Source organism: Pseudoalteromonas sp. JC28 (assembly GCF_013319255.1).
Lineage (GTDB): Bacteria > Pseudomonadota > Gammaproteobacteria > Enterobacterales > Alteromonadaceae > Pseudoalteromonas.
In genome coordinates, this window is sequence record NZ_QOKX01000001.1 from 524,877 (window position 1) to 537,288 (window position 12,412).

13 protein-coding genes are annotated in these 12,412 nt (G+C 41.0%); 4 read left to right on the forward strand and 9 right to left on the reverse strand.

Going from position 1 to position 12,412, the window contains the following annotated elements:
• Positions 1-23 precede the first annotated feature (23 nt).
• The 6 genes from DS891_RS02290 to DS891_RS02315 all read right to left on the reverse strand — a co-directional run bounded on the left by DS891_RS02290 (position 24) and on the right by DS891_RS02315 (position 5,619).
• A complete protein-coding gene (locus DS891_RS02290) occupies positions 24-398 on the reverse strand; it encodes a hypothetical protein (protein WP_174168735.1) in 375 nt (124 codons plus the stop codon).
• Positions 399-497: 99 nt separating this feature from the next.
• A complete protein-coding gene (locus tag DS891_RS02295; RefSeq protein WP_010604992.1) occupies positions 498-1,436 on the reverse strand; it encodes a LysR family transcriptional regulator in 939 nt (312 codons plus the stop codon).
• Positions 1,437-1,452: 16 nt separating this feature from the next.
• Complete coding sequence (aceK, locus tag DS891_RS02300; protein WP_174168736.1) at positions 1,453-3,177, reverse strand: bifunctional isocitrate dehydrogenase kinase/phosphatase; 1,725 nt, start codon at positions 3,175-3,177, stop codon at positions 1,453-1,455.
• 162 nt (positions 3,178-3,339) lie between these two features.
• Positions 3,340-3,816 carry a DUF4094 domain-containing protein gene (locus DS891_RS02305; protein ID WP_010604990.1) on the reverse strand — a complete coding sequence of 159 codons (477 nt, stop codon included), beginning with the start codon at positions 3,814-3,816 and terminating at the stop codon, positions 3,340-3,342.
• 65 nt (positions 3,817-3,881) lie between these two features.
• Complete coding sequence (locus DS891_RS02310) at positions 3,882-5,402, reverse strand: DUF3413 domain-containing protein (protein ID WP_174168737.1); 1,521 nt, start codon at positions 5,400-5,402, stop codon at positions 3,882-3,884.
• Positions 5,403-5,406: 4 nt separating this feature from the next.
• Positions 5,407-5,619, reverse strand: a complete 213-nt coding sequence (locus DS891_RS02315; protein ID WP_174168738.1) for a DUF1414 domain-containing protein — start codon at positions 5,617-5,619, stop codon at positions 5,407-5,409.
• A gap of 65 nt (positions 5,620-5,684) precedes the next feature.
• On the opposite strand from DS891_RS02315, the gene yejK reads away from it, so the two are divergent.
• The 3 genes from yejK (at position 5,685) to DS891_RS02330 (ending at position 8,343) form a co-directional block, all read left to right on the forward strand.
• The gene (gene yejK, locus DS891_RS02320) at positions 5,685-6,698 is read left to right on the forward strand and encodes a nucleoid-associated protein YejK (protein WP_039497545.1); all 1,014 of its coding nucleotides are present in this window, start codon (positions 5,685-5,687) and stop codon (positions 6,696-6,698) included.
• Between the two features lie 153 nt (positions 6,699-6,851).
• Positions 6,852-7,928: a porin gene (locus DS891_RS02325; protein WP_010604987.1), complete on the forward strand. Its 1,077-nt coding sequence runs from the start codon at positions 6,852-6,854 to the stop codon at positions 7,926-7,928.
• A gap of 10 nt (positions 7,929-7,938) precedes the next feature.
• A complete protein-coding gene (locus tag DS891_RS02330; RefSeq protein WP_010374038.1) occupies positions 7,939-8,343 on the forward strand; it encodes a phosphate ABC transporter substrate-binding protein in 405 nt (134 codons plus the stop codon).
• Positions 8,344-8,379: 36 nt separating this feature from the next.
• Here the strand turns inward: DS891_RS02330 and DS891_RS02335 are convergent, their stop codons facing one another.
• The 3 genes from DS891_RS02335 to DS891_RS02345 are packed head-to-tail and all read right to left on the reverse strand — an operon-like array spanning position 8,380 to position 11,651.
• Positions 8,380-9,420, reverse strand: coding sequence for a hypothetical protein (locus DS891_RS02335; RefSeq protein ID WP_248298608.1), 1,041 nt, complete (start codon positions 9,418-9,420; stop codon positions 8,380-8,382).
• A complete protein-coding gene (locus DS891_RS02340; protein ID WP_174168739.1) occupies positions 9,368-9,985 on the reverse strand; it encodes a penicillin-binding protein activator LpoB in 618 nt (205 codons plus the stop codon). Before DS891_RS02340 ends, DS891_RS02335 begins: the two co-directional genes overlap by 53 nt.
• 4 nt (positions 9,986-9,989) lie before the next feature.
• Positions 9,990-11,651 (reverse strand): hypothetical protein, encoded by a 1,662-nt coding sequence (locus DS891_RS02345; RefSeq protein ID WP_174168740.1) that lies wholly within the window; start codon positions 11,649-11,651, stop codon positions 9,990-9,992.
• A gap of 176 nt (positions 11,652-11,827) precedes the next feature.
• On the opposite strand from DS891_RS02345, the gene DS891_RS02350 reads away from it, so the two are divergent.
• Positions 11,828-12,406: an LPP20 family lipoprotein gene (locus tag DS891_RS02350; RefSeq protein ID WP_010604982.1), complete on the forward strand. Its 579-nt coding sequence runs from the start codon at positions 11,828-11,830 to the stop codon at positions 12,404-12,406.
• The last annotated feature ends 6 nt before the right edge of the window (positions 12,407-12,412 follow it).

A 12,412-nucleotide genomic window follows, 5' to 3' on the forward strand; every position in this document is an offset into this window, starting at 1 on the left:
TATTCTGAATTTCCTTAATTATTTTATGTATTCACAGCATGTACCCAAGCCACTGCGTCGTTGTAGTTCTCGAAGTTTTTAATCGCTAAGCCGTGCTTTTCAGCAAATGCTTCAATTAATCCACTTTTGGTGTCTGAGGGGGAGATAACTCGGGCAAGAGTAATCCCATCGACAAATTGATTGAGTTTTTGTAAAACGGTTAGCACGCTTGGATAGTCGTAGGTGATATGTAATTGAGAGACGTCGATAACTAAACTTTTTAGCTGATTCGATTTAAGTGCAAGCCCTAAATTTTTGTACATCTCGATGATATTGGCTTCCACGCATTCCCCGTATGCGGCTGCGTGGATAAGTTTCTCTTTACTATCAACCGTTGCTCTATAAGAGAATTTCGCCATGCTCTATTGCACCTTTTATGCATATAGATAAAAGGATAGTTCAATTAGCTGGCGATACCAATTTCAAAAAGCGCACCAAAGCAAAGCTTAGTTATATCGCTATGCTAGCTCTTCAGCTACCTCAGCGATTTTTTGTCTCAGCCAAATGTGGCTTGCATCACGGTGTAATAGCGGGCTCCAAATCATATCTAACTCAAACGGCGGAATAGGGAATGGCGGCTCCAAAACTGTTAAGGTCGGATCATCACGATAGATATTCGCGGCTTTTGACGGTAATGTTGCGATTAAGTTCTGCTCTTTTGCTAAGTGAATTGCAACGTGGTAATTACGTGTAAAAGTTGCGATGTTTCTGTGTTTTCCAAAGTGTGCGAGTGCCTCGTCAACCCAGCCAAGTTTCTGTACATCGGCGGGATCCATTCCGACCCCAACACCAAATCCGGTTTTACTTACCCAAATATGGCGAGATTTTAAATAGGCATCAAGCGTAAAGTTGGTAATAACGGGGTTATCGGACTTCACCAGACAGCAAAAACTATCCTTCCAAATTCGTTTGTGGTGAAACGATTGCGGTAGATTTTCGAAGCGGTTAATTGCCATGTCTACCTTGCCATTTTCTACATCATGAAAAGTAACATCACTCGGCGTGAGAATATCAAGGGTCGTATCTGGGGCTTCCTCATGAAGTTTAGTTAGAAGTTTCGGCGCAAGCGTACTTGCAGCATAGTCGCTGGCCATAATCCTAAACACTCGATTACTACTCGCTGCTTCAAACTCCCTGTTAGGGGCTAAGGTTTCTTCCAAAGTCATGAGTATGCCACGGATCACAGGCTGCAGCTCAAGCGCGCGCTCTGTTGGCACCATGCCTTCGCTGGTACGTACTAAAATAGGGTCATTAAAGAGGTTTCTGAGACGCTTAAGACCGTTACTCATTGCCGGTTGGGTAATACTTAATTGATTTGCGGCACGTGTTACATTGCATTCTCGAAGTAAGGTATCGAGGTAAACCAGCAGGTTAAGGTCAATTTTACTAATGTTCACTCAGTTTTCCTTTGTATTATTCTTCTTTTTTGGCATTTTGGAGAAAGCGATTGTCATGTGGATAAGGGTAAATATGTCTTACGACTTTCTCACGAATATCTCGTTGTGCTTGCTGCCAAAACAACACCTCAGCCAAATCAGCATGATGGCGCAGAAACATTTCCTTTAGTGTAGGATTTGTCAGAACAAATGTACACAACTGTTCAGGAAAGACGTCTTGTGGTGCACTGGAAATATCGCCAGAGTCGTACATATTATCTAGCCCTTGTTTTGGCAGCGCTCTAAAGTTCATTTCCGTGAGATATTGCACCTCATCATAGTCGTAGAAGATAACTCTATGGTGTTTACTCACGCCAAAGTTTTTTAACAGCATGTCACCTGGAAAAATGTTTACAGCGAGCATTTCTTTGAGCGCATAGCCGTAATCTCTAATGACTTGCTCACACGTTTCTTCATCGGCTTGCTGTACAAAGAGGTTGAGCGGTGTCATACGGCGTTCAATATACAAGTGCTTTATCACCATATTATCCCCCTCAATACGTATACTTTGAGAGATAGAGTCCAGCAATAGCTGATAAAGGGCTGGTGAAATACGTGCAAGTGGGATCACCACATCGGAATATTCAATTGTATCTGCCATTCTACCTACGCGATCGTGGCGTTTTACAAGTTGATAGCGCTCTAAAACGGTTGTTTTTGTAAATGGCTTACTTTCTGGAAATTGGTCACGGATCACTTTAAAAACATAGGGAAAGCTTGGCAGAGTGAATACCATCATCACCATACCCGGTGTACCTGGAGCGACTTCAAATTGTTCTTCGGAATTAGCTAAGTGGTGTAAAAACTCACGATAAAATTCGGTTTTCCCCTGTTTATGAAAGCCGATGGCGTTATAAAGCTCAGCCTTTGTTTTATTTGGCATGAGTTGATTTAAAAACTTAACTAGCGCAGATGGGGCGTGGGTCTCTACTAAAAAGTAAGCCCGCGCAAAACCAAAAATCACCCGCATTTGTGAGCTGTTGGTAAGCAGCGCATCGATCAGTAAGCCCCCAGTTTGTGCGTGTAATACCGAAATGATAAACGGCTGTACACCAGATTTAGATACCACTCGGCCGACAATATAGGCGCCTTTATTACGATAGAAAGGTGCGCTGAGGATGTCGAAGCGCATTAAGTGCGCCTGATGATGGGTGTTAGGTGCTTGTTTAAGAAACGCCTTAACGAGTAGTCGAATATCTCTATCTAAATCTTCAAATTCACAATGAAAGTCAATGTGTTCAATGATTCTTTTGATGGTGGGTTTGAGGCCACTGACGACTGGAAAATAGCTTCGATACTCTGCTTCTACAGGGAGTGATGTGGCGTTAGCAAGCTGGGTTTCAACAAAAATGAAATCGCTATTGTAATATCGGCGGTGAAAGAGGCGACAAAAAACTGAATTATAGAAAGTTTCAGCAAGCTCTGGTTGAGGGTGAAAGGTAAGACGCTCAAGGTAAGCCTGTTTTACTTTATACCATAGCGATTCATCCAGTTGCGTAGAGCCATAGAGTTGTATTAACTTCCGTGCGGTTTCATCAACTTTACTATCGTATTGGCTGATCCTCGCTTTACTTATCCGCTCTATCTCTCCCCAATTTTGAGCAGCAAAAGCGATGGGTGCCAGTTTGGTAATTTTTACAAATGCGTGATAGTGGTTTTGAAAACCTGATAAAATTCGCTCTGCTAACTGCTGTGCTTGCATCTACATCCCTCATAAATTATCCACGCGGAGTGGTTTCACTTTACAAGGTAATGTGCGAAAAGTCATCTGGTAATACCAGTTAAGGTATTTGCATAACTATAGCGAATGCGCATAGACCAAGTGTGATTCTCAAAAAACAACCAATGTAATTGAGCGGTTATATCACTCATATTCTTTGAGTTGCTTTTCTAATTTTGAAATCTCTTTCTCTAGGCTTTTAATCGCTTTAGCATGTGCCTTATTAATGGCCTTTATTTCCTTTTTAACTTGTCTGACGACCTTTTTGCGCCTGTCTTCATTCATCAGTTTAGTTAATTGATCTTGTTGCTCTCTAACTGCGGTATCTCTTTTGCGATTGAGCACGGCTTTTTCATGGTGTTTGGCTCTGAGTGCACGCTTTGTCCTTTTCGCAATTTGGTTACGTTCCAAATTGTTTAACGTTTTATAGTGCTGCTCTGAGGGAGCCGAGGCTTTAGGATCGGATGTGGTTATCGTATGCTGGGTCGCATTGGCCGAACAGGGAAATTGGCTAAAAACGATGCCTCTATCGGTCGTGCATTTAAAGTATTTTACCGTTGTTGTGGCGAAACAATGAGTAGAAACAAAAATCAGTACAAGTAGTTTTAGATATAATTGCATATGGCATCCTTGCTGTAACAGTTAATATCTACTTAACCATAGATGACATCCCACTTTGTTCAAGGTTATTGCGCTTCAGGGGCCGTGAATTTTTTTAATGTCTTAATACTTTGTATTAAAAATGGAATATCTAAATTACCGTTTAACACAAAGCCTTCCTTTGCTGACATCTGCTTGAAGCTACCATCTTGATTGACTAAGGTGATTTTGTCTTTTTTGAAGGCAACTAAGACACCTTGCGTAAAGTTAACGCCTTCTGCATGAGAGCGAGTTTTAATGTTCGATGCCAGCATACTTTGTTGAGCAAGGGGGTCGCAGCCTAGATAAGAGCTTAACAGGGTGTAGGTGATGTCATTGGGCTGCACAAGACCAGAAGCCTGAGCAAACAGCTCAATGTTCGTTACTGCAGAACTGGTTAACACCGTCGCTTGCTGTGCACTAATATCAATTGCCACGAACGGCTTTGAACTATCAATGTCAATTTCGTCACTTACTTCAATGATTGTTAATTTACTTGCTTGATGAGAAGGAACAAAAGAGAACTCGCCATTAGCATTAACACTCATTAAGTCATTATTAATTGACCATACCGGAACTTGCTGCTGTAGCAGGACAGACTCTTTATAATAACTCGGTAGACCGTATATCAGGCTGAATAGCGCATCGCTGCTATTTCCTGCGCGTAAAACAGAATCCATTCGGAACACGTTATTTTTACCGTTGCTCTGAAGTGCTGTTGCTGTTTTTTGGAACAGCGCCTCATCTGTGTAAGCATAAACGTTGATAGGTTGCTCTGTGGTATCTTTCTTTTCTTTGCATACCGCCGAAATTACAGGGGCTTTGTATTTTGAATGCGTATCACCAATGCTCAATGAGTGCGCTTCTTCATACTGCTCGATATCAAGTAAATCGTGTCTGGCGAGTAAGCTCTTTGCGGTTGTAGGATATGAGAGAGGTAATACATTATCTTGCTTAGTGATATCGAAAAAGGCATTCGCATCGGCCCAAATATGCAGGCTGTGACTGAGCGCAAAGCAGGTAACAATGGTCCCCGTTGCATAGCGAGGGAATTTATAGGATTTAAGCTCGGCCAAATGACGCCAAGCATAATTACCTGCGAGTAGTTCAAAAGTGAGCACCAGTCCAAGCATTGCAATGGTAATAATGAGATTAATGAGGGATGATCCGACTAAGGTTTCCCACAATAAAACAAAAATATCGGAAAGCGAAGCTGGGTTTATATGGTAGCCAAGTTGTAGGTAAACAAAGGCATCCACTGTTAGTACAACAATACCAACCGAGGCAATAATTGCAGCCATCCCGCGAATATGTCGCGGGTAAGGGAATATTAAACTAAGCGGAAAGATAGTTAATACAAACGCACAAAAAGTGATAAAACTGGTATGGCTTATCCACGTGATCAGCATATAAAACCAACCGACAAAGGTACTTGGCGCTTTGTCGGCGAACAAATAAACTGAGCTAATCAATAAAACCAAGCCAATGTTAGCAAAGGTAAACCAGTGTCCCCAGCTGAGTAATTGACTTGCTTTTGATGAAAAAGGGCTGTGCGGTGTAAGATTCATTCCGTTACTTTACTGATTGTGTAAGTGCTTTGGCAAAATTTTCGGCAACAGATAGTCTCTTACTCTCTGGAACATGTTCTTTTAGAATGTGCGTGATAGAATTACCCAAACACATTAAGCTGAGATCAACTGGTGCGTTTTGCGAGCTTAATACATTAACTAATTGGTCAACAATTTCTTCTACTTGTTTATTGGAATACTTTGATTGGATAGGCATCAGTTGGTTCAATTTATAAAAGCAATAATTTTTACATTTTAACATTAGAGGCGTGAAAAACAAAGATGAGCGTTGAGGTAAAAAAACTAGTTGTTCACTATGTAGACAAACAAGACGAAGATACCGAAATACATCTACGTGACGATGAAATGCAAATCAATGACAAAGTTAATGTTTTCATTGAACAATTGCACCATGCCTACAATGGCAAACCGGGTAAAGGGTTCTGTGCTTTTAGCGGCGAAAAAAGCAGTGTGGTCGCGTCTGCGATGCAGAGTTATAGAAATAATGAGCTTAACTTTTGGAATTTAACCCAAGAAGCAACCAATGTGCTTAAAGAAGAGCTTAATAAATATGCATTTCATGAAACTGGGTATTTAGTGTTTTGTCATTATCAGTATGTTGCCAGCAATTTTATTATGATTGCACTGATTAATATTAAAGAGCATTACACGATTACCTCAGACTTAGACTTATCCGCAGCAAAACACTTAGATATTTCACGTATGCAATTGGCTGCTAGAATCGATTTAGATGCTTGGGATACAGCCGCAGAAGAAAACCGTTATATTTCCTTCATTAAGGGGCGTGCTGGTCGAAAAGTTGCTGATTTCTTTTTAGATTTTCTTGGTTGTGAAGAGGGGATCGATCCAAAGCAGCAATCACAAACTATGTTACACGCGGTTGAGGATTATTTGTCTACACAGCAATTTGAAAAGTCAGAAAAAGACGACATCCGCAAGGAAATTTTTGATTACTGTAACGACTGTGTTTCAAGCGGCGAGGACGCAGATGTTAATACACTGTCCGAGACGCTTTCTAAGTCTTCAGACGTAAAGTTTGAAGACTTTTATAAAGAGCAGGGCTATGAGCTGGAAGAAAGCTTTCCTGTCGATAAAAAGACAGTAACGAGTATGGTGAAATTTTCTGGGCTCGGCGGTGGAGTAAGCGTTGGCTTTGAACGTAAGCATTTGGGTGAGCGGGTTATTTATGATGCTGCGACTGATACACTTACGATTAAAGGTGTGCCGCCTAACTTAAAGGACCAAATAGAACGTTATTATAACGACGAATCTTAATTGTTAAAAAGCAGCGTATGCTGCTTTTTGTTCCTATTTCATCCCTTTTTCTGCAAATATTTATATCAATTTTCTGCTTTTGCTAGCATTTTCTTAAATTTAACTATACTTGCAATGTAGTACTTGTAGAACAAGCAATTGGGATGAATCACAATGAAGATGAAACTAGCTTTAGGTTGTACCCTTTGCCTTGCCTGTTTTTCAGGGCATGCAGAGGTTAACTTTTCCGGATTCGCAAGTATCAATGCTGGTAAGGTGCTGAGCGGAAGTGGTGTTCCACAATTCGGAATAAACGATCCAATATTTCTCGCCGATTATCCTATCGTCAGTGTTTACGACGAGGATATCTCATTTGAACCTGAAACACTGATGGGCCTTCAATTTAGTGCTGATCTAACAGAAGGTTTAAGTGTTACTGGTCAAATTGTTGCGCGCGGCGCAGACGATTTTGATGCAAAGTTCGAATGGGCTTACTTGTCTTATGAGATTAATGAGAATTGGACGTTCCAAGCAGGTAAAAAGCGCTTACCACTATTCTATTACTCCGACTTTTATGATGTGGGTTACGCCTATATTTGGATGCGGGCACCCGCGGACAACTACACCTGGCAAATCTTTAATTATAATGGCATCAATATGCTCTACAGCGGCAGTATAGGCGACTGGTCATTAAGCGGGAATATTTACGCCGGTAAAGAAGACGATGATGACAATAAGCTGTTGAGCGAGTTTTTCTTTCAAGAGCCAACTAGAGAAATCTGGAAAGACATCCTAGGCGGCGTAATTCAAACCAGTAATGATTGGCTTGAAGTGCGTTTAACCCATATGCGTTACACCAACCAGCGGTATCGCTCTGGAGAGCCTGTTTTATGGGAGGGGAGTGATGAGCGAGATGGTAAGTTTTATGGTTTAGCAGTAAATGCAGACTGGGGAAATTTCTTTATTTTATCTGAGCTAAATCGGTTGGACTTAGACGGCAATCTAGACACTAAGATGCTGACACTGGGCTATCGCTTTGACAATATCACGCCATTCGTATCTTACGCAGATTTTGAAGGCGAGGGCGACGATGCCGAAAGCCATGAAACCACTTCGTTTGGAGTACGTTGGGATTTTCATTCCTCCGCCGCTTTCAAGATTCAGTACGATGAGGTAGAGGATAACTCCGTTGGTTTAGCGGTCGCAGGTGATAGTAAAGCCATTACAATTGGCATCGACATGGTATTTTAAGGAGAGAAGCATGAAAAAATTATTTTTACTTACTCTACTTTGCAGCGCTTTTAGTTGCCTAGCCGTGGATGTCATTGTCAATCCTGCCAATACCTCTACACTTGATGAAAACGAAATTAAGCAAATTTTTATTGGTAAATCAAAGTCATTCTCCGATGGCTCTAAAGCACTTCCGATAACACAGGCTGATGGTTCGACGGTAACCGATGAGTTTAATGAAAAGGTACTTAATAAGTCATCAAGTCAACTTAAAGCTTATTGGTCAAAATTAGTATTTACTGGAAAAGGGACGCCACCAAAAGAAGCCGCCGATGATGCTGAGGTACTTAAACTCGTTGCGAGTAACCCTAACCTAATTGGGTTTGTATCTTCGGGAGCTGCAGATAGCAGCGTTAAAGTGGTGAAGTCATTCTAGGAAGGGATAAGTAAGGCCCTATAAAAGGGCCTTACTTTAGATTTTGCTATCAATGATTAACATCGTCAGCTTTTTGCTTAGCATTTTTGCTGACTTTTCTTCAGCATTAGACTTAGCCATGTTCTCAAAACTAGACGCTGCTTTTATTTGTGCAGAAACATGCGCCTTTTCTTTATCGTTTTCCATGAGTTTTAAACTTGAGTTGGCAAAAACATAATAAGTGCTGTTTTTCTTCACGTCTTCGAAATCAACGCTAAAATCAATTTGAAAGTCTGCACTTTGTTTTTCACCCACAACAGTAAGACCTTGCTTAGTCAAGCTTTCGGCTAACTGGTTACGGATAGACTCCTGTCCCCAAAACTTTGATGAAATACTAAAAGTTAATGACTGAATAAAATCATTCAGCATTTTGTTTTTGTTGCTCACTGAGGCTGGTATGGCAATGCTGCCTCCACCTAATTGCCTGTGATATTCGTTTGCTTTGCGTCTTTTAGCAATTAGTCGCTTAATTGCCATCGCTTCTTTTAATTTTTCTGAATTGGTTAGTGCCGAAATAGTCGCGTTACTGATCTCTTCGTCAAGTTGTCTAATATCAAGCTCAGCGTGCATTCTTGACTCAATCTTGTTAAATGAGGCAAGGGCATAGGCCGTTTTTTGCTCTGTGGAGTAAAACTCCTGCTCAATATTGATCCCCTGTAATTGTATACTTGGGACTCGAGAATATAAAATCTCATCCACTCGATACGAAAAATCGCCATTAGCTTGACTTTGAGCAACTTGTGTTGTTCCTTCAATTTCCACATTTAACTGTTTGGCAATCGCCAATCTAGCTGCTTCTTGGGCGGCAAGTTTGGCTTCCGTCCTATCTACAATATGACTCGCTGAACCAACGCCATACACTAGATAATCGGAGCTCGGTTGCTGTGTAGCCCAAGTGGGTAAGCTTTCTTCCTTTGCAACAGCCTGCTTGGTAGACTGACAGGCAGATAAACTAAGTAGAATACACAGAGGTAACGCTAGACGTTTAGAAGCCATACCCGCTGCGCTCTTGAAGTTTTTGAATTTTCTTCTGTCCATTCCACACCTCTCGGTTAGTCGTCATGTCTATTAATCGAAGATCTACTTGGTAGAAAGTGACTCGACTACCACCTTGTTCATCAACAAATGAGTTAATCGTGCCGGATAGTGCATAATCAGCACCTTGCTCTTGGCCGATCTCATTACGAGTTTCGAGGCTTGAATTAAGCTCTTGGTCTCGCCTTTCCTCACGAATTTCATCTCGTACATAGCGGTTTGCGACGAAGTCAGCTTGCCCGCTTCGCAATATGGCGCGCTTGAGGTCATTCAAAAAAGTGTCAACTGCAATATGCTGATGCGACTTGTTACGAACAGATTGAATAATGATTGCGGGTCGAGTGCCTTCTTTGGCACGGTGTTCACGTACCCAAGGGAAGCCGAGCATATCGCTTATCATTGCTTCAGCAACTAACTGAGAGTCTTTGGCATTCCATTTATCTGAAAGCGCTATTTCTTCATTGGCGTCCACGCGACTCACTTTGGTTGTTGAAGAACAACCCGTCATAGCTGCGCAAGACGCGATGAGCATTGGGACAACTAATTTAACTGCAAATTTAGGCTTCATGTATTCAGTCCATGTTAGTTAGAGATGATAAATAATTTTGTTTTTCTGGTTCAGCTACACCGGTGAAGGTGCGAATGTGGCTGAGCAATGGTGCTGTTTGAGTCAGCGGTATATCCTGTTTAATTACTCTGCCAGTCCTTAATTGGGTTTGCAATTGCAGGTGAGTGGTATTTTCGGGTAATTTCACTCGAGCTACTCTAATCTCACCCGGTAAAGATTGCCATTGCCTTGTGTCTGCCGCTGCTGTAATGGCGTTGGTGACAGATGATGTTAGCTGAGCAAGCCCTGCCAACAGCGAGTTCTGTTGGATGCCAACTTGCTTTATAGCTTTACTTGCTGTGACTGCTTTTAACACTTCTCGTGAAATAGCGGTGTAAATTTCCATATTGGCATTACCTAGCGCGTCATACAGTGTGAGTAAGTTTACCGAATAAAAGGGGTGTAATTCTGTAAGTTTTTGTCCGTTGGCGAAAAGCGTAACATGTTGAATATCATTTTTATGAGGTTGTAAGTAAGTAACCGAGATTCTACTGCCATACTTGAGTGCATCAATCACCCCTTCGTCTACGGCTTTTTGCCATAATTTATCACCGAGAGGTAAGCGTTTTGTGACAGTGCCTAATACAACATCGCTAAAGTCGCCTGTTGCATAGTTTTGAATGAGATCAAACAGACTGGTATCAGCAAACATTAAATTAAACCATGCGAACTGGGCTTGGCGTTCTTCTTTTGTTCCCCAATAAATTGGCGTAATCACTAATGCTTGTGCCTCTTCATCAGGTCTAAGGTAAAGGTTAAACTCTTTGCGTTGCGGTGATACACCTAAGCTTTGAACTAATGTGAAGTAGTTTTCTTCCTTGTCTGCAACCACTCTGTTGAGGTCTTGCTGTGCTTGTTGGCCTGCATATTGACCTAGTTTGTATTGTTTACTAAAGCCATTTTTGTATGCGCTCACCGCTCGCTCATATTGGATCCGAGCACTATCTAGCTCGCCTTGTTGCTCATATAGAACGCCGCTTAAATACTGTGCAAATGCATCGTCTTTATACTCAAGTTCACCGCTGATAAATGGTTGATTAAAAATCGCTTTAAAAATTTGCTCAATATCATTTCCTGCCTTTTGCTGATTTACGTAGCCTCCGGTTTGTTGCTGTAATTGAGAGAGATATAAATCCAGTTGACGCATTTCTGTCAGTGCAGAGTCATACATAGCAACACGATTCACTTTTGATGCGTTTGCTAACGATACATAATTAAGCGCCATTAATGTATGGATCATAGGTTTATGAAAAGCACGGCCAGTATATTTTTTGTAACTCGCACCAGTAAAAGCAGAAAAAAGCTGGTCGCTGATGCTGACAGTGTAAGCGGCTTCAATAATTTCTTTTGCGTGAGAAAGGTGTTGATTACTTAACTCATAATGATGTTGTAAGTGAGCTAACATGCCTGATTCTAGGTAATACAATAATTCGTCACTAGATGAATTTTTATAGGCATCGTCAATACGCTGTTGGGCTGAGATAAAATCTCCTTGCTCCGCGTATTCTATGGCCTGCTTGTTGGCTTTAGGGGTCAAGTTACAGCCGCTCAGCATCAAGCAACCTGTAAAGATAAAGAGCTTTATCATGAAGTTATATAAATCAACTTGGAATCGCATTCCTTGCATACTTGTTCTTATAATGGCAGTGTTGTGGTGTTCAATCATATAACAATAAATTAAATAGTAAAAAATTGAATTGAAAGTGCTAAATTGTTAAAAATCGTTTTTACAATTTATTACTGTTAATCAATAATTTTTTTGATAAATTTTATTCCGTAATCAGGGCAATTAAGGAACCCAACATGAAAGCAAAACAACTACTTATATCAGTGGCCGTTATAGGGATGCTATCGGCTTGTAGTTCAAGTAAAGATGATGCGGCTTCAAGCCCAAGAGTTAATATTCCAGAATGGGTTCTCAATCCAACAATCGAAGATGGTATAGCTGCAGCAGATTGTGTGAAATACTCGGGCAACATTTCAATCGATCAAAAAATGGCGGTTGCAAATGCGCGTCTTGCGTTAGCTCAGCAAATTGAAACCCGTGTTGAAGGCCTTGATAAGACATTCGCGAACCGTACAGATGCAAACGATGACACAACGGTAGGCGCAACCTTTAGCTCTGTATCCAAACAATTGACTAAACAAACATTAAATGGCTCTCGTATCGTTAAGGCCGATGTTATCGATATTTCTGGTAAAGATTATTTCTGTGCATTGACGACGTTATCACCTGATCAGACTAAAGAACTTTTCAAAGATTTGATCAAAGAAAGTAAGCGCAGTGTAAACCCTCAAGATGAAAAGTTTTTATATCAAGAATTTAAAGCTTACAAAGCAGAAAAAGATCTGGAGAAGGAAATTGCAAGGCTAACTAATTAAAGCGTG

Coding starts and splice junctions, on each gene's coding strand:
- DS891_RS02290 (WP_174168735.1), bottom strand. CDS start 398: ATGGCGAAATTCTCTTATAGAGCAACGGTTGATAGTAAAGAGAAACTT.
- aceK (WP_174168736.1), bottom strand. CDS start 3,177: ATGCAAGCACAGCAGTTAGCAGAGCGAATTTTATCAGGTTTTCAAAAC.
- DS891_RS02305 (WP_010604990.1), bottom strand. CDS start 3,816: ATGCAATTATATCTAAAACTACTTGTACTGATTTTTGTTTCTACTCAT.
- DS891_RS02310 (WP_174168737.1), bottom strand. CDS start 5,402: ATGAATCTTACACCGCACAGCCCTTTTTCATCAAAAGCAAGTCAATTA.
- DS891_RS02315 (WP_174168738.1), bottom strand. CDS start 5,619: ATGCCTATCCAATCAAAGTATTCCAATAAACAAGTAGAAGAAATTGTT.
- yejK (WP_039497545.1), top strand. CDS start 5,685: ATGAGCGTTGAGGTAAAAAAACTAGTTGTTCACTATGTAGACAAACAA.
- DS891_RS02325 (WP_010604987.1), top strand. CDS start 6,852: ATGAAGATGAAACTAGCTTTAGGTTGTACCCTTTGCCTTGCCTGTTTT.
- DS891_RS02330 (WP_010374038.1), top strand. CDS start 7,939: ATGAAAAAATTATTTTTACTTACTCTACTTTGCAGCGCTTTTAGTTGC.
- DS891_RS02335 (WP_248298608.1), bottom strand. CDS start 9,420: ATGGACAGAAGAAAATTCAAAAACTTCAAGAGCGCAGCGGGTATGGCT.
- DS891_RS02340 (WP_174168739.1), bottom strand. CDS start 9,985: ATGAAGCCTAAATTTGCAGTTAAATTAGTTGTCCCAATGCTCATCGCG.
- DS891_RS02345 (WP_174168740.1), bottom strand. CDS start 11,651: ATGCAAGGAATGCGATTCCAAGTTGATTTATATAACTTCATGATAAAG.
- DS891_RS02350 (WP_010604982.1), top strand. CDS start 11,828: ATGAAAGCAAAACAACTACTTATATCAGTGGCCGTTATAGGGATGCTA.